At 67.0% G+C, this 21,910-nt stretch carries 21 protein-coding genes; 15 read left to right on the forward strand and 6 right to left on the reverse strand.

Annotation, left to right across the window (positions count from 1 at the left end; all coding sequences use genetic code 11):
- The first annotated feature begins 41 nt into the window (after positions 1 to 41).
- Both AC5P78_RS12765 and AC5P78_RS12770 read left to right on the forward strand, forming a co-directional pair.
- A complete protein-coding gene (locus tag AC5P78_RS12765) occupies positions 42 to 3,005 on the forward strand; it encodes a TonB-dependent receptor plug domain-containing protein (RefSeq protein ID WP_005410938.1) in 2,964 nt (987 codons plus the stop codon).
- Between the two features lie 179 nt (positions 3,006 to 3,184).
- Positions 3,185 to 3,391, forward strand: coding sequence for a hypothetical protein (locus AC5P78_RS12770; protein WP_005410937.1), 207 nt, complete (start codon positions 3,185 to 3,187; stop codon positions 3,389 to 3,391).
- A 57-nt stretch (positions 3,392 to 3,448) separates the two neighbouring features.
- On the opposite strand, the gene AC5P78_RS12775 is transcribed toward AC5P78_RS12770, so the two are convergent.
- Entirely contained in the window at positions 3,449 to 4,570 is a 1,122-nt protein-coding gene (locus AC5P78_RS12775) for an HDOD domain-containing protein (protein WP_005410936.1), read from the reverse strand.
- Positions 4,571 to 4,722: 152 nt separating this feature from the next.
- A complete protein-coding gene (gene ppa / locus AC5P78_RS12780) occupies positions 4,723 to 5,259 on the reverse strand; it encodes an inorganic diphosphatase (protein ID WP_005410935.1) in 537 nt (178 codons plus the stop codon).
- A gap of 184 nt (positions 5,260 to 5,443) precedes the next feature.
- Between ppa and AC5P78_RS12785 the strand changes: the two genes are divergently transcribed.
- From AC5P78_RS12785 to AC5P78_RS12800, 4 genes are all read left to right on the forward strand, one after another.
- Positions 5,444 to 5,917 (forward strand): hypothetical protein, encoded by a 474-nt coding sequence (locus AC5P78_RS12785; RefSeq protein ID WP_049396202.1) that lies wholly within the window; start codon positions 5,444 to 5,446, stop codon positions 5,915 to 5,917.
- A gap of 72 nt (positions 5,918 to 5,989) precedes the next feature.
- Positions 5,990 to 6,490, forward strand: coding sequence for an RNA polymerase sigma factor (locus AC5P78_RS12790; protein WP_495217218.1), 501 nt, complete (start codon positions 5,990 to 5,992; stop codon positions 6,488 to 6,490).
- Between the two features lie 104 nt (positions 6,491 to 6,594).
- Positions 6,595 to 7,530, forward strand: a complete 936-nt coding sequence (locus AC5P78_RS12795) for a FecR family protein (RefSeq protein WP_049396200.1) — start codon at positions 6,595 to 6,597, stop codon at positions 7,528 to 7,530.
- Positions 7,531 to 7,731: 201 nt separating this feature from the next.
- Positions 7,732 to 10,650 carry a TonB-dependent receptor gene (locus tag AC5P78_RS12800; RefSeq protein WP_138969846.1) on the forward strand — a complete coding sequence of 973 codons (2,919 nt, stop codon included), beginning with the start codon at positions 7,732 to 7,734 and terminating at the stop codon, positions 10,648 to 10,650.
- A 150-nt stretch (positions 10,651 to 10,800) separates the two neighbouring features.
- Here the strand turns inward: AC5P78_RS12800 and AC5P78_RS12805 are convergent, their stop codons facing one another.
- Positions 10,801 to 11,058 (reverse strand): DUF2789 domain-containing protein, encoded by a 258-nt coding sequence (locus AC5P78_RS12805; RefSeq protein ID WP_099527279.1) that lies wholly within the window; start codon positions 11,056 to 11,058, stop codon positions 10,801 to 10,803.
- A gap of 107 nt (positions 11,059 to 11,165) precedes the next feature.
- Between AC5P78_RS12805 and AC5P78_RS12810 the strand changes: the two genes are divergently transcribed.
- The 5 genes from AC5P78_RS12810 to AC5P78_RS12830 are packed head-to-tail and all read left to right on the forward strand — an operon-like array spanning position 11,166 to position 14,118.
- Positions 11,166 to 11,753, forward strand: coding sequence for a biliverdin-producing heme oxygenase (locus tag AC5P78_RS12810; RefSeq protein WP_111687643.1), 588 nt, complete (start codon positions 11,166 to 11,168; stop codon positions 11,751 to 11,753).
- Between the two features lie 31 nt (positions 11,754 to 11,784).
- Positions 11,785 to 12,252 (forward strand): YbaN family protein, encoded by a 468-nt coding sequence (locus AC5P78_RS12815; RefSeq protein WP_005410928.1) that lies wholly within the window; start codon positions 11,785 to 11,787, stop codon positions 12,250 to 12,252.
- Positions 12,239 to 12,967, forward strand: a complete 729-nt coding sequence (gene exbB / locus AC5P78_RS12820; RefSeq protein WP_111687642.1) for a tonB-system energizer ExbB — start codon at positions 12,239 to 12,241, stop codon at positions 12,965 to 12,967. The genes AC5P78_RS12815 and exbB overlap by 14 nt, the downstream gene beginning before the upstream one ends.
- A 9-nt stretch (positions 12,968 to 12,976) precedes the next feature.
- Positions 12,977 to 13,402 carry a TonB system transport protein ExbD gene (gene exbD / locus AC5P78_RS12825; RefSeq protein WP_057497603.1) on the forward strand — a complete coding sequence of 142 codons (426 nt, stop codon included), beginning with the start codon at positions 12,977 to 12,979 and terminating at the stop codon, positions 13,400 to 13,402.
- On the forward strand, positions 13,399 to 14,118 hold the full coding sequence (locus AC5P78_RS12830) for an energy transducer TonB (RefSeq protein WP_049396197.1): 720 nt from the start codon (positions 13,399 to 13,401) through the stop codon (positions 14,116 to 14,118). The genes exbD and AC5P78_RS12830 overlap by 4 nt, the downstream gene beginning before the upstream one ends.
- A 77-nt stretch (positions 14,119 to 14,195) precedes the next feature.
- On the opposite strand, the gene AC5P78_RS12835 is transcribed toward AC5P78_RS12830, so the two are convergent.
- Complete coding sequence (locus AC5P78_RS12835) at positions 14,196 to 16,223, reverse strand: sodium-translocating pyrophosphatase (protein ID WP_059035334.1); 2,028 nt, start codon at positions 16,221 to 16,223, stop codon at positions 14,196 to 14,198.
- Between the two features lie 354 nt (positions 16,224 to 16,577).
- Here AC5P78_RS12835 and AC5P78_RS12840 point away from each other — a divergent pair, with 354 nt between their 5' ends.
- On the forward strand, positions 16,578 to 17,081 hold the full coding sequence (locus tag AC5P78_RS12840; RefSeq protein WP_005410923.1) for a hypothetical protein: 504 nt from the start codon (positions 16,578 to 16,580) through the stop codon (positions 17,079 to 17,081).
- Between the two features lie 72 nt (positions 17,082 to 17,153).
- On the opposite strand, the gene AC5P78_RS12845 is transcribed toward AC5P78_RS12840, so the two are convergent.
- Together AC5P78_RS12845 and AC5P78_RS12850 are read right to left on the reverse strand one after the other, a co-directional pair.
- Entirely contained in the window at positions 17,154 to 17,543 is a 390-nt protein-coding gene (locus AC5P78_RS12845) for a DUF488 domain-containing protein (RefSeq protein WP_065184001.1), read from the reverse strand.
- Between the two features lie 118 nt (positions 17,544 to 17,661).
- Positions 17,662 to 18,918 carry a 6-phosphofructokinase gene (locus tag AC5P78_RS12850; protein WP_005410921.1) on the reverse strand — a complete coding sequence of 419 codons (1,257 nt, stop codon included), beginning with the start codon at positions 18,916 to 18,918 and terminating at the stop codon, positions 17,662 to 17,664.
- 136 nt (positions 18,919 to 19,054) lie between these two features.
- Here AC5P78_RS12850 and AC5P78_RS12855 point away from each other — a divergent pair, with 136 nt between their 5' ends.
- The 3 genes from AC5P78_RS12855 to AC5P78_RS12865 all read left to right on the forward strand — a co-directional run bounded on the left by AC5P78_RS12855 (position 19,055) and on the right by AC5P78_RS12865 (position 21,887).
- Entirely contained in the window at positions 19,055 to 19,618 is a 564-nt protein-coding gene (locus tag AC5P78_RS12855; RefSeq protein ID WP_005410920.1) for an adenylate kinase, read from the forward strand.
- A gap of 329 nt (positions 19,619 to 19,947) precedes the next feature.
- Positions 19,948 to 21,312, forward strand: coding sequence for a UDP-N-acetylmuramate:L-alanyl-gamma-D-glutamyl-meso-diaminopimelate ligase (gene mpl / locus AC5P78_RS12860; protein ID WP_024957120.1), 1,365 nt, complete (start codon positions 19,948 to 19,950; stop codon positions 21,310 to 21,312).
- Positions 21,309 to 21,887 (forward strand): LON peptidase substrate-binding domain-containing protein, encoded by a 579-nt coding sequence (locus tag AC5P78_RS12865; protein WP_012481182.1) that lies wholly within the window; start codon positions 21,309 to 21,311, stop codon positions 21,885 to 21,887. The genes mpl and AC5P78_RS12865 overlap by 4 nt, the downstream gene beginning before the upstream one ends.
- Positions 21,888 to 21,910: the final 23 nt, after the last annotated feature.

Raw genomic sequence — 21,910 nt, forward strand, 5'->3', positions numbered from 1 at the left:
AGCGTTTTAACACGCTACTAACACGTACCTTGGAGAGATTGATGAACGTTCGCACCCCTGCCGTGCGGCTGGGCCTGCTGCCCGCCGGCATCGCGCTGGCGCTGGCACCGGCATTTGCTTCCGCACAGGAAGCCAGTGCCCCGACCACCCTTGATCGCCTGGAAGTCACCGGCTCCCGCATCCGCTCGGTGGATGTGGAAACCTCCCAGCCGGTCCTCACCGTAAGCCATGAGGACATCCAGCGTTCGGGCCTGGTCAGCGTCGGCGACCTGCTGCAGAACCTGTCCGTGGCGGGCACCCAGACCTTCAGCAAGGCGGCCGTGCTGGCGTCCAACCCGGAACAGGGCGGCCAGTACGTCAGCCTGTACAACCTGGGTGAGCAGCGCACGCTGGTGCTGGTCAACGGCAAGCGCTGGAGCACCAGCCTGGCCGGCTTCACCGACATGTCGACCATCCCGACCTCGCTGATCGAGCGCATTGAAGTCCTGAAGGACGGCGCCTCGGCGATCTACGGTTCCGACGCCATCTCCGGCGTGGTCAACATCATCCTGCGCAAGAACTTCGATGGCGCCGAGGCCAGTGCCTACTATGGCCAGAACAGCCACGGCGACGGTTCCAAGACCCAGTACAGCCTGACCCTGGGTGCCAGCGGCGAGCGCTCCTCGATCGTGTTCGGCGCGAACTACATCAAGGAAGATCCGGTGTGGGCCAAGGATCGTGGCCTGACCAAGTACTCCTATGGCCAGGGCCACAAGGAAGACGGTCTGAGCCCGGCTGGCCCGTGGGGTCGTTTCACCGATCCGCGTGCCGAAGGCACCGCCGGTGCTGGCGAATACAACAAGGCTGGCAAGTGGGTCCCGAACACCTGGGTGGTCAACCACACCGGTTCCTGGGACACCCCGGTCGGCGTTGGCCAGCCGTCGAACAACTTCAACAACTACCACCTGATTGGTCTGGACGACTACTACAACGCCTCGCAGCAGATGATGCTGAACCAGGGCGCTGAGTCGAAGACCATGTTCACCTCGGCCAGCTACGACATCAACGACAACCTGCGTCTGAAGTCGACGGCGATGTACTCCGAGCGCGATTCCAAGCGCCAGATCGCCGGCTACCCGCTGACCGGCACCTCGCAGCCGCAGTTCCCGGTGGCGATCAGCAAGGACAGCATCTACAACCCGCTGGGCAACTGGGCCAACCCGGGCGCCGGCGTTGACATCGGTGGCTGGGGCCGTCGTATCTTCGAACTGCCGCGCATCACCCAGAACAACGTCAAGTCGCTGCACTTCGACGCGGCCCTGGAAGGCAACTTCGACTTCAACAACCGTCCGTTCGACTGGGATGTGGGCATCAACTACAACCAGTTCGACGTGACCCAGACCAGCTCGGGCAACATCAACCTGCTGGCCCTGAAGAACGCCCTCGGCCCGTCGTTCATCAACGCCAACGGCGTCGCCCAGTGCGGCACCGCTGCCAACCCGATCGCGCTGGGCACCAGCCCGGGCAGCTGCGTCCCGTTCGACCTGCTGGGCGGCGCCAGCGCCGCGACCCCGGATGCGCTGAAGTACATCAACACCCTGCTGAACTCGACCGGCCAGAGCAAGAGCAAGCAGTACTTCGCCAACATCACCGGTTCGCTGTTCGACATGCCGGGCGATGCGGGCGAGTTCGCCTTCGCTGCCGGTTACGAGCATCGCGAAGTGTCGGGCTACGATCACCCGGACGCACTGTCCTCCTCGGGTTACACCACCGAGCTGGCCGCGCAGCCGACCGAAGGCAAGTACAAGACCAACGAGTTCTACCTGGAACTGATGGTGCCGCTGCTGCGTGACCTGCCGGGTGCCAAGGAGCTGTCGCTGGATATCGCCAGCCGCTACTCGGACTACGACAAGTTCGGCAACACGGTCAACAGCAAGTTCAGCGTGACCTGGAAGCCGATCGACGACCTGCTGGTGCGTGCGACCTACGGCGAGGGCTTCCGTGCCCCGACCCTGGACGACACGTTCGGTGGTGGTTCGCAGACCTTCGACAAGTTCACCGATCCGTGTGATGCCGTGTTCGGCCAGCGCAGCAACCCGGCCGTTGCAGCCCGTTGCGGTGCTGAAGGCCTGGCGTCCGACTTCCGTCAGACCGACGCTGCCGGTCGTCCGATCAGTGCCCGTGACACCCAGGGTAACAACCCGTTCAACTCGGGTGTGGGCAACGACAAGCTGCAGCCGGAAACCAGCAAGACCCGCACCGCGGGCCTGGTCTGGAGCCCGAGCTTCGTCAGCGGCCTGAACGTCTCGCTGGACTGGTACAAGATCACTGTCGACAACGTGATCACCGCGCTGTCGGCGAACTACGTGCTGAACCAGTGCTACCAGAACGGTGTGCAGGCCTTCTGTGACCAGTACAGCCGTGGCGACGTCGCCAACGGCCAGCAGGTCACCGGCCTGAGCCGAGGCAACGCGAACCTGGGCTCGCTGGAAACCGAAGGCTACAACTTCGGCGTCCGCTACCGCATGCCGGAATACAGCTTCGGTACCCTGTCGTTCAACCTGGACACCAACTACCTGACCAGCTTCCGTCAGCAGGCCACCAAGGGTGCTGCATGGGATGACTACGCAGGCTACTGGAACTACCCGCGTGTCCGCGGCACCCTGGCCAGCACCTGGACCAAGGGCGACCTGTCGGCCACCTGGACCATGCGTTACTACGGCGGCTTCCGCGACTTCTGCTACGACCAGGAAAATGGCCTGGAGTGCAACCAGCCCGATTACTACACCGAGAACGGTGGCTGGAGCGGTGGCCTGGGTGCCAACAAGAAGGGCGCGATCGTCTATCACGACATCTCGGCCACCTGGCAGGCCCCGTGGAACGGCAGCGTGACCGTCGGTGCCCGCAACGTGTTCGGCAAGACCCCGCCGATCACCTACGCGGTGACCAACGCCAGTGCCGTGCAGCTGGACCCGATGCTGGATTACGACCGCTTCCTGTTCATCCAGTACAACCAGCGCTTCTGATCCATCGAAGCCTGAAGGCAAGACGAGGAGGGCGGGCCGCAAGGCCCGCCCTCTTTGCGTTTGGCAGAGCCGGGTCGGGAAATTCTGAATAGGGCAGTTCAGCGACAAAGGTCACGCTTGTCGCAACTGGACCGCTGGTAGGTTCGCAGAGGTCCATTCCGGACCGAGGAGAGCGCGAAATGAACAACGCGATGCCACGTATGTTTGCTGCTGCAGTTCTCGCCGTCCTGAGCCTGGCCGGCAGTGTGTCGGCCGGTCCGCTGGTGTGTGCCAATGGCCGTTATTGCGCGGAGGTGCGCAGCAACTGCATCAAGGCCGGTGAGGATGCGGCGTACTGCCAGTTCCTGTTCGAGCGCTGCGTGTACGACCACTGCGCGCAGCCCTGATGCAACGAAGGCGCGTCCCTGCGGACGCGCCTTCATCGTGTGGATTGCCGGCGGAACTCAGGCTTCGCTCGGCGTAAGCCCCATCAGGCTGTTGGCATGTTCGCGCCACTGCGGCAGTTTGTTGAGCACGCCCGCGCGCTGCAGATAGTCCTCATCCACCGGGTCGCCGTTGACCAGCGCCAGGGCCACGTGCACCGCACCGGTCACCCAGAAGCTGCGGGTGTTGGCGCGCTGCGGCTGCAGGTGGAATGCCACCGCTTCGATGATCGGCATCGGCAGGCCCCACAGCCCCAGCAGGTAGGCACCGGCTTCGGCATGGCCCGGGCGGGTATCACCGGCCAGCGACGGCTCGGTGCGCTCGTTGCGTACGCCGGGCAGCAGCAGGCCGATGTCGGCCAGCAGTGCCGCAGTTGCGCCCAGTTCGGCACTGGACTCGGGCAGCAGGCGTGCGGCCAGGCGCGAGGCGAGCAGGGCGCGCTGCTGCAGCGAGTTGCGTTCGGCAGTCGACAGCGTCGGCGCCGAGAACACTTCACTGGCCAGCACCAGGTCACGCAGCGTGGCCAGGCCCAGCCGGGTGACTGCAGTACGCAGGTCGGCAATGGTGCGGCCCTGGCTGAAGAACGCCGAGTTCGACAACTGCAGCACCTTGGCGGCGATGGCCGGATCGGCGGCCACCAGCTTGGCCACGTCGGCGCTGTCGGCGTCGTCATCATGCTCCAGCGCCTGGGTCAGGCTCAGGTACAGGTGCGGCGGCGACGGCAGTTTCTCGATGCGGCCGATGGCATCGCGCAGGCGCGGGCTGTCCAGCACTTCGCGCAGCTCTTCCAGGCTGGTCAGCGCTTCCAGCAGTACTTCCGGTGCCAGTGGCAACGGCAGGAAACGGTGAGCGACACCGATCAGGCGTGCCGGCGGCGGCCGGTTGCCATGCTGTGCGTCCACCAGCGCGATGCGGATGGTTTCCGGACGCAGGGTCCTGATCTGGCCGAGCAGCGTGGTGGCATTGAGGTCCGGCAGCTGCGGGCAGACAATCACCGCGTCCACGCCCTGGGTGGCAACCGCGGTCATCGCGGTCTGGCCATCGGTGGCGGTCAGCGGCTGCCAGTCTTCCCCAAGATCGGCAATGAATTCGGTCAGCTCAGCCGGCAGGCTGGCTGCATCCCCAACAAGCAGAATACGCACGACACATTCCCCTGGCTGTCTCGACGATGGATGTCGATGACGTGTGAAGTGACGCAATTTACCTAATACGGCAGCAAGAGTGATGTGCCGTCATCATGAAACGTGACCCGCATCGCTCCGGCAGGGTACCGCCGGAGCGATCCGGTTCAGGCTCAGGCCTTGCTGTCGAGGTGGCGCTGGTGCGCCTCGATCAGGATCTGCTTGGCCTCAGCGGCGCCGCCCCAACCGTCCAGCTTGACCCACTTGCCCTTCTCCAGGTCCTTGTAGTGCTCGAAGAAGTGGCCGATGCGCTCCAGCCAGTGGCTCGAGACCTGGGCGATGTCTTCAACGTGGGCGTAGCCACTGAAGATCTTCGAGACCGGCACGGCCAGGATCTTCTCGTCGCTGCCCGCCTCATCGCTCATCTTCAGCACGCCGACCGGACGGCAGCGCACGACCGAGCCCGGCACCAGCGGCAGCGGCAGCACCACCAGCACGTCGGCCGGATCGCCGTCGCCGCACAGGGTGCTCGGCACGTAGCCGTAGTTGCAGGGGTAACGCATCGGGGTGGACAGGATGCGGTCGACAAAGATCGCGCCGGTTTCCTTGTCCACTTCGTACTTCACCGGCTCCGAGTCCTTCGGGATCTCGATGATGACGTTGATTTCTTCCGGCGGGTTCTTGCCGGGCGAGACGAGTTCCAGACCCATGGTCGTGCTCCAGGTGGGGGATATAGACGGATAGCCCCCCATTTTATGCCTTTGCCGGGCGCTGTGCAGAGGGAGGGGCTGACCGCTGCGTGGGGCAGGGACCCACGCGGCAGGCCGGGGTTGGCTGATAGGGCCGGCCGGTGCGGGGGCGCAGGCTGGATCGACCTTGCCAAGGAGTCCGCCGATGAAAGTGTCTGCCCTGCCGTTCGCCCTGTTCTGCATGCTGCTGGTTGCGCCGTTGGCCCAGGCCTCTCCTTACGTCGACCTGATCGACTACCCGCGGCAGGAAGCCAACTGGGACCGCTTCTTTGCCCTGGAGGGACGTCTGCATTACGGGTTCGACGCGATCTGCGGCGATACATTCTGCGAAGGCGAGTACAGCGATATCCGCGCCCTGCGCCTGCGCTGCTCGGTGGACGCGGTGCGCGGCACGGTGCATGAGTGCCTGTGGGCATTTGCCGCCAGTGACCTGGCTGTGTCGCGGCAAGACGGTGCGATCGTCGCCCGGCAACCGACCTGGCTGTGCCGCCTGCCGCTGGAGCCTGGCACACCGGTGGAAGCCTTCCATGCCGCGCTCGCCGCCCGCAATCCACTGCATGACCCGTTGCCGGGGACCTCGCAGAGCGTCTATGACGGGCTGACCGGGTGCATCCATTGATGCGAACGTGACTGATTCTCATTAACGGAGTAGCATGCGCGGCGCCTTCCGTCTGACGTCCCGGTTCCGCGCATGTCCTCCAATGCCGCCTCCCTCACCGAACTGCTGATCCGCGAGCGGCCTGCGCTGCTGCGCCGGGTGCAGCGCATCCTGGGGGGCGACAACGGCGCAGAGGACGTGATCCAGGCGGTGTGGTTCAAGGCGCGTGGCGTCGATGACAGCCAGGCCATCGACAATCCGAGTGCCTATCTGTACCGGCTGGCCGCCAACCTGGCCACCGACCACGGCCGCGAATCGACCCGGCGCAACCGCCTGCTGGCCGACCACTACCTGTGGGGGCCGGACGAGGTCATCTCGACCGAGGAACAGGCCATGGCCCAGGACGAGCTGCAGCGTGTGCTGGATGCTGCCGGACACCTGCCGGAGCCGACCCGCACCATCTTCCGGCTCAACCGCCTGCAGGGCCTGACCCAGGCCGAGATCGCCCGCCGCCTCGGGGTGTCGGTGACCACCGTCGAGAACCATGTGCGCACCGCGTTGCAACGCCTGGCCTGGGCGCGCAGCGGCCGATGATCGCTCCGGCTTGGGCCTGGCCCTCGCTGAAACGTCTTGATCACTGGACCGTGGATGCGGTCTAGTTCCCCCGCCCGCGCTTGAATGCGCCTGTCCGCCAGCCGATGAGCCCGCCGAACACGCTGCCCGCCGCCAATGACGATGCCCTGGCCGAACAGGCCCGGGGCTGGATTGCGTGGCTGGCCTCGGGTGACATCGGCGAGGGACGCATGCACGAGTTCGAGCGCTGGCTGGCAGAGCCGGGGCACCGCCGGGCCTTCGAGCACGAGCGCACGCTGTGGCGCAGTGTCGGGCCACGCCCGCTGGCCCGGTGTGCCGAACGCCGCCGCCCGCATCGAATGCGCTGGGCGATGGCCGCTGCAGCTGTGCTGGCGATGCTGGTGGCATGGCCGGAGGCCTGGTTGCGGCTGCAGGCCGACCATTGCAGCTCGCACGTCGTGCAGAACGTAACGCTGCCCGATGGCAGCCGCGCAGTGCTGGATGCGGACAGCGCGATCGCCGTGCGCTTCGATGCGCACGCACGCGAGGTCGAGCTGCTGCGCGGGCGCGTCTGGTTCGAGGTCAGCCCGGATGCGCAGCGGCGTTTCAGCGTGCGTGCCGGCAATGGCGTGGTTGAGGACATCTCGACCGCGTTCACCGTCGCGCGTGGCGATGACCGGGTGGAAACCCAGGTCGGGCAAGGCAGGGTGCGTGTGGCCAGCCCGGCCGACGGTGGCTGGACCTACCTGCAGGTGGGCCAGCGCGCCGTCTATGGCGAGCGCAGCGGCGTGACGCGCCTGCAGGATGTGGCGGCCGACAGCGTGGGTGCATGGCGCCAGGGCGAGCTGCTGCTGGAGCAGGCCAGCGTCGCCGACGCCGTGCAATGGGTGGGGCGCTATCGTGCCGGCCCGACGTTCGTGCGCGGTGATCTGTCGCGACTGCCGGCGATCAGTGCGGCGCTGCGCATCGATCGCCCGGAACAGGCGCTGGACGCGTTGGCGGCGACGGCAGGTCTGCAGGTCACCCGCCTGCCGCTCGGCGTCGCCATCATCCATCAGTAGATCCACGCCATGCGTGGATGATGTTCCCGATGTGCCGGCCAACGGTCGGCACCCACCGCGACCGCAAATCGCCCTTGGGGTTGCCGCGCGCCCAGCCGTCTTACCCCGCGAACGTACCCGCCGCCGCCACGTACGTCGCCGTGTCCGCCTGTGTTGCGGATGACGCCGCGCCTGCGGCACCGATTACCTGACAGGTTCCCCATGTTCGACTCCCACCGTCCGGGCCGCGCGCCGCGCCCGTCCCGCCTGTGCATTGCATTGCTGGCTGCCGGCCTGGCCAGTGCCACGCCATCCGTGCTGGCACAGAACGCCCGTGGCGATCACGCCGCCGTACAGCGCTTCGACATTCCAGCGCAGCCCCTGGACGATGCGCTGCGCAGCTACATGCGCCAGTCCGGCGTGCAGGTCGTGTATCCGGCCATCCCGGCCCACGGGGTGAGCTCGCGTGCGGTCAATGGCAGCCTGCCGGCCAACGAGGCGCTGCAGCAGCTGCTGCAGGGCAGTGGCCTGGCGGTGCGCCGGGTCAGCGCAGATGCAGTCACGCTGGAAGCGGCAACGCCGGCGCAGGTCGACAGCGGCGTGATCGTCACCGACACGCTCAGCGTGGCCGGCGACCGCGTCGACAGTGGCGCGACCAGCGACGAGGCGCGCCTGCTCGACAGCTATCGCAGCGTCGGTTCCACCACCACGCTCAACCGCACGCACCTGGAGCGTTTCCGCGGTACGTCCAACGGCGACATCGTCAAGGGCGTGGCCGGCGTCACTGCCGGTGACCCACGCGTTGGCAATGGCTTCGACGTCAACATCCGCGGCATCCAGGGCCAGGGCCGCGTGCCGGTGATCATCGACGGTGGCCAGTCCAGCATGGATACCTACCGTGGCTATGCCGGTCAATCGCAGCGTACCTACCTCGACCCGGACCTGATCTCCAGCCTGACCATCACCAAGGGCCCGAGCCTGCAGGCCAACGCCTCTGGCGGCATCGGCGGCGTGGTCGAGATGGAGACGCTGAAGATCGGCGACGTGCTGCGCGAAGAGCGCGACTTCGGCGTGCGCGTGCGTGGCGGCCTGGCCAACAACAGCGCCAACAACCTGCCTTCCTACAGTGCCGCGCCGCGCAACGATCGCAGCGCCACCGGCAGCCAGTTCTTCAACGTGGCCGCTGCGGGACACTGGGATCGCTTCGATCTGGTCGCCGCCTACGCCTACCGCGACAATGGCAACTACTTCTCCGGCAAGCACGGTTACGATGATTTCCCACAGACCCGTCGCACGCTGGCACCGCTGAATCCGCCGCGTACCGAAGTGTTCAACACCTCGTCGCGCTCGAAGTCGGCGCTGCTCAAGGGCACCTGGCGTATCGACGATGCACAGACCCTGGAAGCGGGCTACCGCCGCTACGAAGGCACCGCCGGCGAGATCATGGCCTCGCAGATCATCCGCGTCGATCGCGACCGCATTCCGCAATGGGATCCGGGCCACGTCGACATGGACAGCTACACCCTGCGCTATCGCTTCAACCCGGACAGCGAGCTGGTCGACCTGCGCGTCAACGCCGCGTACACCGACACCGACAGCGTGATGTACAACAGCCTGACCGGCATCACCCCCTGGTACTTCGATCGCCGCACCGAGTGGTACGACGCGCCCAGCTTCAGTGGCGACCCCGGCTACAAGGATGCCTACCGCAATCCGCTGCGACAGAAGCGCTTCGGACTGGATGCCAGCAACACCTCGAAGTTCGATACCCGCGCCGGTGCGTTCACCCTCGACTACGGCCTGTCCTACAGTGACGAAGACATCGCACCGGGCAGCTCGGGCCCGGTCATGCACGACGATCTGGTCAACAACCGTTTCCTGCGCAACGCCGAGCGCAAGGAATACAGCGCCGTGGCCTCGCTGAAGTGGCAGCCCGATGAGCACTGGGAACTGCTGGCCGGCGGCCGCTGGAACCGCGTGGATGTGCATGACCGCAACCGCCTGGCCACGCCCGATGCCTATGAGGTGCAGGGCCAGTACCGCTACACCGAACTGCTCAATGGCAACCCGGCGCTGCCGTCGTGGCGGGCCAAGCGCATCGCGCTGCTGAACTGGTATCCGGATGCCAACGGCAACTTCACCCAGGAATCGCTGCTGGCCTCACCGTACAAGAAGGGCACGGTGGGCGACATCGGTGGCTGGAACTTCTACGACGCCGGCAAGGCGCAGGACCTGGAAGTGCCGGTCAGCTGGACCTGGTCGCAGCCGATCCGCCGTCGTGACACCGCGTTCTCGCCGACCGCCAGCGTGGCCTACCGCTTCAGCGAAGACATCATGGTCTACGTGAAGTACGCCGAAGGCACCAAGCTGCCGAGCCTGTTCGAGACCACGCTGGGCCTGTTCACCGCTGCCAAGCCGGTGGGCGAGTTGAAGCCGGAGCGTGCGCGCAGCTGGGAAATCGGTGCCAGCACCCTCCGCTACGACCTGTTCACCGCCGGTGACCGCCTGGCGCTGAAGCTGGCGTACTTCGATACCCGCATCGACGACCTGATCACCCGTGACTACCGCACGCTGTCGGCGGGCCTGATCCGCAATGTCGACCAGTTCAAGGTCTCCGGCATGGAGTTCCAGTCCAGCTATGACAGCGGCAAGGTATTTGCCGATCTGTCCGCGCACTATTACTTCAAGGCCAAGACCTGCGCGCCGGACATCGCCGCCGAGCGCCGTGCCTATGGGGCGCAGCGCAGGAACGGCGAGCTGGCCAACACGCCCGACTGCGTGGACGGCGGCTTCGAGGGCTCGTACACCAATACCCAGAACCCACCGCGCTACATGGTCAACCTGACCCTGGGCTCGCGCCTGTTCGACGAGCGCCTGACCTTCGGCACCCGCGTGGTCCACAACGCCGGCCCGATCAGCAAGCTGGACAAGGACTGGAACGTGGGCCTGTCGGCGATCCAGCAGCTGTACCGGCCAACCACGCTGGTGGACCTGTTCGCCAGCTGGAGCTTCAACGACCAGCTGTCGGTGGAAGCCGGCGTGGACAACCTGACCGACCGCTACTACCTGGACCCGCTGGCCCTGGGCGTGATGCCGGCCCCGGGCCGCACCGCGCGACTGGCGTTGACCTGGAAGTACTGATCGGTCGCGGATGAGTGGTGGGGTCGGATCCCTTTCCTGCGGAAAGGGCTCTGACCCCAGCGAGCCCCAACCGCCCTCGGTGGGCGCGGACCTTGGTCCGCACCGCTTCTGCCGTGCAATCGACAGCGCCGGGCCATGCCCGGCGTCTATTTACAGCCCGCTCGAAGCCTTCACCGCATCTTCGTGCAGCGACTCGTTCAGCTCATCCACCACCGTGGTCCATGCCGCATCGGCCTGCAGTGATTCGGACAGGAACTGGCGCTGGGCATCGTTCCAGTACGGTGCTTCGACCACTTCGACATCGGTGGCCAGCTGGTGCTCGCGGATGAAGCGGGCGATGCCCTCTACGCTGGCATCCAGGCCCAGTTGCAGGAACAGGTTGGTCATGCGCGGTTCGGTGGTGATCATCGTCGGTTCCGGATGGACAAGGGGATGGCCCATTATCGGTGTAGACGGCCTTGGGGAAAGCCCCGTGGCAGACGTCTACAGCACGACGACCCCCTTGGCATTCCCCCATGAACGCACACATCGCCCCTGAAGACAGCCGCAGCCTCCGGCTCAAGGCCGCCACCCGCGACAGCCACGGTGCCCTGGACAAGCGCATCATGGCCGGCGACATCTTCGCCGACCGCAGCAATTTCGCCCGTTTCCTGCGCGTGCAGTATCGCTTCCACCGCAGCATCGATGCGCTGTATGCCAACCCTGCGCTGGACGCACTGCTGCCGGACCTGGGCGAGCGCCGCCGCCTGACCCAGGTCGCGCGCGACCTGCAGGACCTGGAGCAGACCCTGCCGGGGGCTGACATCGCGGCGTTGCCGTCCGATCTGGAACTGCCCGCCGCGTTGGGGTGGCTGTACGTGGCTGAAGGCTCCAACCTGGGCGGCACCATTCTGTACAAGATGGCTGCCAAGCTCGGCCTGGACCGTGATTTTGGCGCCCGCCACCTGGCCGCGCATCCGGATGGCGCGGCGCGCCACTGGCGTGAGTTCACCGCTGCGCTGGACGCGGTACCGCTGAGTGTCGAGCAGGAGCAGCAGGTGATCGATGCAGCCGACGCTGCGTTCCGCAGCGTGCACGGCCACGTCGAAGTGGAATTCGCCTGATGCACGGCGCGCGCCCACAGGTGCAGCGCTGATGCGCTGGCTCTGGTTCGCGCTGGGCTGGCTGATGGTCGGACTCGGGGTGATCGGCGCGTTGCTGCCGGTGATGCCGACCACCATCTTCCTGATCCTGGCCGTGGGCTGCTTCGCGCGCAGCTCGCCGAAGTTCGAGCAGCGCCTGTTGGCGCATCCGCGCTACGGCCCGTCGCTGCGGTTGTGGCGCGAGCAGGGCGCGGTATCGCGCAAGGGCAAGGCGTTTGCCAGTGCCGGCATGGCGCTGGGCTTTGCCCTGTTCTGCTGGGGCGCGCATCCGTCCTGGCGCCTGCTGTTGGGCGTGGGCCTGTTCTTCGCGGTCAGCGCCGGCTACGTGCTGAGCCGACCGGCACCGCGGCTGGAGCCCCATCCGGTCGTGGAAGTGGACGACGCCAATGATCCGCGCGCGGCCCGTCGTCGCGCAGCGACCCCTGATGCTGATGGAAACCGAGACGATGCTGCCTGCTGACCTGGCCCCCGTGGCCGCCCCCGCATTGACCCCGTGGGGCATGTACCTGGCCGCCGACGTGGTGGTGAAGGCCGTGATGATCGCGCTGGCACTGGCGTCGCTGGCCACCTGGACCATACTGCTGGCCAAGGGTTGGGAACTGGCCCGCCAGGCCCGGCAGTTGCGTGCGGCGCGCGCGCTGTTGCTGCAGTCCGCGCAGCTGCCGCCGCAGAGCGAAGAGGCAAGTCTGCAGCAGGGCACCGCGCTGGCGATGCTGGACGCCGCCCGCACCGAGCTGCGTCTGTCGCAGGATCTGGATAGTCGCGACGGCATCAAGGAACGCATCGCTTCGCGCCTGGACCGCATCGAACTGGAGACCGCGCGCGTGCAGCGGCGCGGCATCGGTGTGCTCGCCAGCATCGGCGCGGTGGCGCCCTTCGTCGGCCTGTTCGGCACGGTGTGGGGCATCATGAACAGTTTCATCGGCATCGCACACAGCAACACTACCAACCTGGCGGTGGTTGCGCCCGGCATCGCCGAGGCCCTGCTGGCGACCGCACTCGGCCTGGTCGCGGCGATTCCCGCGGTACTGGTCTACAACCATTTCAGCCGCGTGCTGGCCGGCCTGCGGGGCCTGCTCGGCGATCTGTCGGCGGCCGTGCAGCAGCTGGTCTCGCGCGATCTTGATCGTGCCGTGCCGCGTACCGCAGCGGCACCGCTGCGCGCGGTGCACTGAGGCGCGCCGATGGCGATCAGGACCGCGTCCGACCGCGACGACGCACCGGAAGAAGCACACGAGATCAACGTCACGCCCTTCATCGACGTGATGCTGGTGCTGTTGATCATCTTCATGCTAGCCGCACCGCTGGCTACCGTATCAGTGCCGGTGCAGCTGCCGGCCAGCAGCGCCAGTGCCACGCCGCCCGAACAGGCGCCGGTGTATGTGACCGTGCAGGCCGATCTGTCGCTGCGCGTGGGCGAGCAGGCGGTGGCGCGTGACGGGCTGGCGGCTGCATTGCAGGCGGCCACCCACGGCGACACCGCGCAGCGCATCTTCCTGCGTGCCGATACCCGCGTGCCTTACGGTGAACTGATGGCGACGCTGGACGCGCTGCGTGGCGCAGGCTACTTGAAGGTGGCACTGGTTGGACTGGAGCAGGGCGCGCGATGAGCGGATTGCGACGCTGGGCGACCAGCCTGGCGATCGTGCTGCTGGTGCACGCGCTGCTGATCGGCGCGGCCTGCTGGTGGGCGACGCGCGCACCGGTACTGGCTGCGACGGCGCCGCCCGCCGCGCTGATGCTGGAACTGGCACCGATGGTGCAGGCACCGCCGGTGCCGCCGCGCGAGGTCGCCACCGGTCCACTGCAGCAGCAACAGCAGCGGCAGGCGCCGAAGCCGGCCCTGCGCGAGCAACCGAAGGCGCCGGTGCAGCCGCAGGGTGACCTGCCACCGCCGCGTACACCGGAGCCGACGCCCTCGCCGGATGTCGCCGACGCCAATGTCGCGCAGACCAGCGCACCGCCACAGGTGGCCGCTGACGCCGCCGCGCGCTACACCGCACCGCAGACCACGGCGGGTGAGCGCAGTCGCGCCGAGGCAAGCTGGGAAGGTCGCTTGCTGGGGCACCTGCAGAAGCATCGCCGCTATCCGCGCCAGGCCGAGCGGCTGCGCCAGCAGGGCGTGGTCTACGTGCGCTTTGCCGTGGCCCGCGATGGCGCGGTCTCGGGGTTGAAGCTGGGCCGCAGCAGTGGCTTCGCGCTGCTTGACCAGGAGACGCTGGACACCGTGCAGCGCGCCAGCCCGGTACCGGCGCCGCCGGCCGAAGTGGCCGGCGACCCGGTGGACGTGATGGTGCCGGTGTCGTTCTTCCTGCGCGGGCGGTGATTGACGGTGGGGTCGGATCCCTTTTCTGGGAAAGGGCTCTGACCCCATCGAGGCCGTCATCCACGCATGGCGTGGATCTACAGCAACGGCACCAGCAGCAGCGCGACGATGTTGATGATCTTGATCAGCGGATTGATCGCCGGGCCGGCCGTGTCCTTGTACGGGTCACCGACGGTATCGCCGGTCACCGCAGCCTTGTGCGCCTCGCTGCCCTTGCCGCCGAAGTGGCCATCTTCGATGTACTTCTTGGCGTTGTCCCAGGCGCCACCGCCGGTGGTCATCGAAATGGCCACGAACAGGCCGGTCACGATCGTGCCGATCAGCAGGCCACCCAGTGCGCGTGGCCCCAGCAGCAGGCCGACCACCACCGGCACCGCCACCGGCAGCAGCGAGGGCACGATCATTTCGCGGATCGCCGAGCGGGTCAGCATGTCCACCGCCTTGTCGTACTGCGGCTTGCCGGTGCCCTGCATGATGCCGGGGATCTCGCGGAACTGGCGACGTACTTCCTCCACCACCGCACCCGCCGCGCGGCCGACCGCTTCCATCGCCATCGCACCGAACAGGTAGGGAATCAGGCCGCCGATCAGCAGGCCGATGATCACCGTGTGGTCGCTGAGGTCGAAGCGGAATTCCTGCCCGGGATGTGCAGCCTGCAGGTTGTGCGTGTAGTCCGCGAACAGCACCAATGCGGCCAGTGCGGCCGAACCGATCGCATAGCCCTTGGTCACCGCCTTGGTGGTGTTGCCAACCGCATCCAGTGGATCGGTGATGTCGCGGATCTCCGAGGGCAGCTCGGCCATCTCGGCAATCCCACCGGCGTTGTCGGTGATCGGCCCGTAGGCATCAAGAGCGACGATCATGCCGGCCATCGACAGCATCGCGGTGGCGGCGATGGCGATGCCGTACAGCCCACCCAGCGCGAACGCGCCCCAGATCGCCGCACACACGGCCACCACCGGCAGCGCGGTGGACTTCATCGAGATGCCGAGGCCGGCGATGATGTTGGTGCCGTGGCCGGTGGTCGAGGCCTGCGCCACGTGCTGCACCGGCTTGTACTGGGTGCCGGTGTAGTACTCGGTGATCCACACGATCAGCCCGGTCAGGACCAGGCCGATCAACGCGCAGCCGTACAGGGCCATCGGCCCGTGCACGTTGTCACCCATCAGGCCGGTAGTGATCGGGTAGAAGGCGATGGCGGCCAGCACGCCGGAGACGATCACGCCCTTGTACAGCGCGCCCATGATCGAGCCGCCAGGCTTCACTTTGACGAACAGCGCGCCGATGATCGAGGCGATGATCGATACGCCGCCCAGCACCAGCGGATACAGCACCGCATTGGTTCCGGCTTCGGCCAGCATCAGGCTGCCCAGCAGCATCGTTGCGATGACGGTCACCGCGTAGGTTTCGAACAGATCGGCGGCCATGCCGGCGCAGTCGCCCACGTTGTCACCCACGTTGTCCGCGATCACCGCCGGGTTGCGCGGGTCGTCCTCGGGAATGCCGGCTTCCACCTTGCCGACCAGATCGGCGCCGACGTCGGCGCCCTTGGTGAAGATGCCACCGCCCAGCCGCGCGAAGATCGAGATCAGCGACGAGCCGAAGGCCAGGCCGACCAGCGCATGCAGCGCCTGTTCCATCGGCAGGCCCATGCGCAGCAGCAGCGCGTAGTAGCCGGCCACGCCCAGCAGGCCGAGGCCGACCACCAGCATGCCGGTGATGGCACCGCCGCGGAAGGCGACGTCCATTGCGGCGCTGATGCCGTGGCGTGCAGCTTCGGCAGTGCGCACGTTGGCGCGTACCGACACGTTCATGCCGATATAGCCGGCCGCGCCGGACAGTATCGCGCCGACCGCGAAGCCGATCGCGGTGTACCAGCTGAGGAACACACCGACCAGCACGAACAGCACCACACCGGCCACGCCAATGGTCAGGTACTGGCGGTTGAGATAGGCACGCGCACCTTCCTGGATCGCCGTGGCGATCGCGATCATGCGTTCATTGCCGGTGGGTTGGCGCAGGATCCAGCGCGCCGAGACGATTCCGAACAGGATCGCGAGAATGGCGCAGCCCAGCGCCAATGACAGCCCGTGACGTTCCAGCATTAGACCCCTCCGCAGAATGGATGTAGGCATCCAGTGGCGATGAACGGCACCACGAGGGGGACGACGGGCTGCAGCCTGGAACCAACCCGTACCGACCTTGGCGGTCGTCCGACGTATGGCGGTGTTCAGCATTCCCTGGTGCCCGCAGTATGCGTGCCGCCACTTGTAGAGTCGAGCCGTACTCGACTGGCTTCTACTAGCCGCGCCTCCTGAACCTGTGGGTGCCCTCAGGATGGAAGGCATCGCCATGCGCGCGGGCCCTGTCGCCGGGCCAGGGGCACGAGAGTCACAGGCCTTTGCACCCCGTTAAGCCAAGCTCTGCAAGCCTGCGCTCAGTCCTGTAGGAGATCTCCCATGCGCCTGTCCCTGTTGATGCTTGCCGCCCTGGTCCCGGCTGTACCAGCACTCGCCGCGGAAACCCCGGAGCTACAGCGCGCCGTGGGCGCTCCGCAGGCGGTAGGCGCGGTGCATACGCTGCGGCAGATCCCCGAGGCCTGTGCGCGCCTGGAAGGCGCCTTCACCGGGCAGGCGGCCGAGCCGTACCGCTTCTCTGCGGTGCGTACCAGTGAGCAGTGCCAGCCGCGCGCGCGCTTCGTCGACTACGCCAAGGCGCAGCCAAGTGCCGACAAGGGCTGGAAGCTCAATGATGTGATCCGCGTGCCCAGCGCAGCATGCCCGGCACAGCAGGCGGTGGTGCGCGTGTGGCGCCTGCCGTCGACCAACAAGGTCGAGCTGGACGGTCAGGGCCAGTCGCGCATCTATCTGGAGGAAGCGAAGAAGCAGGCCGCTGCCGGCCAGATTCCGCAGGTGACGATGTTCGCCGCGCAGCTGCAGATGGAAGGCAAGGCCTGCAACTGAAATTGCCTGGGCGGTGTACCCAAGCGGTCATACACGGGTAGTGCCGGCCGCTGGCCGGCAACCCTGCAATCATCACTCGGCCAGCGTCGCCCCGCGCGCCGCCAGCAGCTCGCGCAGGGCCTTGCGATGGCAGTGCGCCTCATCCTCGCAGTAGCACCCCACGCTGATGTCGCTGTGCTGCGACAGTGCGGCAAGCAGGTCCAGTGCATGGGCGGCATCGGGCGCTTTCATCTCGGCCTTGTAGTGGCGGAAGAACGCGGTCCAGTCGGCGGCCGTCTTCGCCTCATGCGCCCGCTTCACCAGTTCCGCGCTGGGTGACAGGGTCGGGAACCAGACGTCGTACCAGTCCTGTCGGGCGAACTCGCTGCGCGGAACGCCGCGCGGCGGCCGCCGCACGGTGCCGATGCGCAGGCCCTCGCCAGGCACGCGCGGCGTACCGAGTCGAACAACACGCAATGCCATGGTGTTCCTCCATTAAAAGGGGACGGAGGGGATTAAGTCGTATCCGACCCAATGCTGACGCTGTTGGAGATGACAGAGGGGCGTATGCGACTTAATCCCCTCCGTCCCCTTTTTCGGGTCAGCCCTCGAACGGCGGCAGCTTCTGCTTCACCGCCACGTTCTTCAGGGTGACGTACTTCGGCAGGCCGTCGGCGCCATACGGCAGCGGCGCTTCGCCCTTGATCAGCGGCGACAGATAGGCCCGCGCCCTGGCGGTGATGCCGAAGCCGTCGCGGCGGATGAAGCCGGCGGGCATCTTCTTTTCATGGTTGGCGATCTTCGACAGTGGCGCCGCTTCGATCTTCCAGCGGTAGGGCGCATCGCTGCTGCGTACGATCACCGGCATCACGCCGTTCTGGCCCTTCAGCGCCAGCTGCACGGCGGCCTTGCCGACCGCCTGCGCCTGCTCCCAGTCGGTCCTGCTGGCCAGGTGCCGGGCCGAGCGCTGCAGGTAGTCGGGCAGCGCCCAGTGCACCTTCAGGCCCAGCTGGTCCTTGACCCGGCCGGCCAGGTGCGCGGCCACGCCGCCCAGCTGCGAGTGGCCGAACGAGTCCTTGCCGCCGCCAGCGTCAGCGACGAAGCGGCCATCGGCGGTGGCGATGCCCTCCGACGCCACCACCACGCAGTAGCCGACGCGCTCGACCACGGCCTTCACCTTGGCCAGGAACGCCGCCTCGTCATAGGCGCGTTCGGGCAGCAGGATGATGTGCGGCGCTTCGTCATCGCCGTTGCCGGCAAGGCCAGCGGCCGCGGCCAGCCAGCCGGCGTGGCGGCCCATCGCCTCGTAGATGAAGACGCGGGTGGAGGTTTCGGCCATCGCCGCCACGTCCAGCGCTGCCTCGCGTACCGACACCGCGGTGTACTTGGCCGCCGAGCCGAAGCCGGGGCAGGTGTCGGTCACTGCCAGGTCATTGTCGATGGTCTTGGGCACGCCGATGCAGGTCAGGTCGTAGCCGGAGGCCTTGGCCAGCTGCGAGACCTTCAGCGCGGTATCGGCCGAGTCGTTGCCGCCGTTGTAGAGGAACCAGCGCACGTCATGGGCACGCAGCACCTCCAGCAGGCGGTCGTAGCGGGCGCGGTCGGCGTCCAGCGATTTCAGCTTGACCCGGCAGGAGCCGAACGCGCCGCCCGGGGTATGGGCGAGGGCGCGGATGGCCGCAGCGCTCTCCTTGCTGGTGTCGATCAGTTCCTCGCGCAGCGCGCCGAGGATGCCGTTGCGCGCGGCCAGGACCTTGATGCCCTTGGCCCGGGCCTGCTCGATCACCGCCGCCGCCGTGGCGTTGATGACCGCGGTGACACCACCGGATTGGGCGTAGAGGAGAGTACCGTTGCGCATGCGTCTACCTGCTCGGGGGAAAGGACATTGCAGGGACATTACCCGGATGCGGTAAAGTGGCGCTATTGCGGTGCAGCGATACCGGTCCGTCCGGGATGCGAACCTTCTTTGTTTTCAACACGTTGGAGTCAGGTCAATGCGATTGGTTCTGTTGGGACCGCCCGGTTCGGGCAAGGGGACACAGGCGACGCGCCTGAAGGAAAAGCTGGGGATCGCCCACATTTCGACCGGTGACATGCTGCGCGCGGAAATCGCCGCGGGCACGGAGCTGGGCAAGCAGGCCAAGACGGTGATGGATGCCGGCAACCTGGTGTCGGACGACATCCTGCTGGGCATGCTGGAGTCGCGCCTGACCCAGCCCGATGTCGCCAAGGGCTTCATTCTTGATGGCTACCCGCGCAATGTGGCCCAGGCCAATGCGATGGACGGCCTGCTGGCCAAGATCGGCCAGCCGCTGGATGCCGTGGTGCAGCTGGACGTGGCCACCGAGCTGCTGGTCGAGCGCATCGCCGGTCGTGCCAAGGAACAGGGCCGCGCCGACGACACGCCGGAAGCGGTGCGCCAGCGCCTGCAGGTCTACAACGACCAGACCGCCCCGGTGGTCGACTTCTACGCCGGCCGTGGCACCCTGGCCCGCGTCGATGGCGTCGGTGAGCTGGACGAGATCGAAGCCCGCATCCTGGCGGCGATCAAGGCCTGATCCGGCGGGGCCGGTCTGTTGCCGGCCCTTCGGGCGCAAAAAAACACAGGCCTGGTCCGTGAGGATCAGGCCTGTGTCGTTTGACAGGCGCCAGCGAAGGGCTTGCTCAGGGCCCCGCAGCATGAGCTCCCTTGGGGATGGCCTCTTGGGGAGTAGGACCGGTTCGGGTACTGCGGCTGGCAGTTCGAATTGTGTCCGGGTTCACAGAACATCGCTATCGGGAATTCCCTGACAGGTGATTGGAGTTTTCTCACATCCCGTGTAGGACTTGTCTTACCCGGGGGCGGACATTGGCCCTATACAGCCGTCATCGGTCACAATCCTCGGTCATGAGCAGCGTACATATCCTTGCAATCGCCGGCACCTTCATGGGCGGCGTGGCCGCCCTGGCGCGGGAACTGGGCCATACGGTCAGCGGCAGCGACCAGGCCATCTATCCGCCGATGTCGACCCAGCTCGAGCAGCTGGGCATCGCCCTGGACCAGGGCTACCGCGCCGACAGCGTGCCGGCCGGCACCGATGACGTGGTGATCGGCAACGCCCTCTCGCGCGGCAATGCCGCCGTTGAGGCCGTGCTCGACGCCGGCCAGCGCTACATTTCGGGAGCGCAATGGCTGTCCGAACAGGTACTGCCGGGTCGCGACACCCTGGCCGTGGCAGGTACCCATGGCAAGACCACCACCACCACCATCCTCACCTGGCTGCTGGAAAGCGCCGGTCGTTCGCCCGGTTTCCTGATCGGCGGCGTCGCCGAGGATTTCGGCGTCTCCGCCCGGCTGGGCCAGGGCCGTGAGTTCGTGGTCGAGGCCGACGAGTACGACACCGCGTTCTTCGACAAGCGCAGCAAGTTCGTGCACTACCGGCCGCTGGTGGCCATCCTCAACAACCTTGAATACGACCACGCCGACATCTTCCCGGACGTGGCCGCGATCCAGCGCCAGTTCCACCACCTGGTGCGCACGGTGCCGGCGCGTGGCCGACTGATCGTCAACGGCGAGGACCCGCATCTGGCCGAAGTGCTGGCGATGGGCTGCTGGACCCCGGTCGAGCGCTTCGGCTTCGACCCGTCGCTGGAATGGCATGCCGAGCTGCTGGCCGCCGATGGCAGCGCCTTCCGCGTGCACCACCGCGGGCAGGCAATGGGCGATGTGCACTGGTCGTTGCTGGGCCGCCACAACGTGCTCAACGGCCTGGCTGCGCTGGCTGCCGCACATGCGGTGGGCGTGGCGCCGGCCGACGTGATTCCTGCGCTGGCGCGCTTCCGCAGCGTCAAGCGCCGCATGGAAGTGATCGGCCGCCATGACGGCATCACCATCTACGACGATTTCGCCCATCACCCGACCGCGATCGCCACCACGCTGGAAGGCTTGCGTGCCAAGGTGGGTGACGCGCGCATCGTGGTCGCGATGGAGCCGCGCAGCAATTCGATGCGGCTGGGCGCTCACGCGCAGGCGCTGGCCCCGTCGCTGGCGTTGGCTGACGAGGTGGTGTTCCTGCATCGCCCGGAACTGGCCTGGGATGCGGCCGCGGTGATCGCCGCGGTGCGCGGCGAAGCGCACGCGGTGCCCGATACCGACGCGCTGCTGGCGCAGCTGCAGGCCAGCGCGCGCAGTGGCGACCACGTGGTGTTCATGTCCAATGGGGGCTTCGACGGCGCACCGCGTCGCTTCCTCGCCGCGCTGCAGGCCCGATGAGCAGCGACACGTCACTGCCGCTGTTTCCGCTGCACACCACGCTGGTGCCGGGTGCAGCGGTCGGGCTGCGCGTGTTCGAGCGGCGGTACCTGGATCTGGTCCGCGACAGCGGCCGCAGTGGCGAGGGCTTCGGTGTCTGCCTGATCCTCGACGGCCAGGAAGTGGGAGCCCCGGCGACACCGGCAGCCTATGGCGTGCAGGTACGCATCGAAGACTTCGATGTCGGCGCCGACGGCGTGCTGCAGTTGCGCCTGCGAGGCACCCGCCGCTTCCATGTCGAGCGCACCCGCGTACGCGACAACGGCCTGGTGGTGGCCGACGTGCGCTGGTGCGACGAAGACCCCGACGATGAGCTGCGGCCGCAGCATGCGCTGCTGGCCACGGTGCTGGGGCACATCATCGAGCAGGCCGGTGAGGCCTATGCGCCGGCCAATCCGGCGTTGCTGGACCAGGCCAGCTGGGTTGGCTGGCGGCTGGCCGAACTGCTGCCGCTGAGCGAGCAGCAGCGCCTGCAGCTGCTGCAGATGGACGACCCGCACCAGCGGTTGCAGCAGTTGCTGGGCTGGATGCCGTAGCAGCCTGCTTTGGGTGGGTGTGC

The sequence above is a fragment of the Stenotrophomonas sp. YJH_SMC_133 genome (assembly GCF_059370655.1).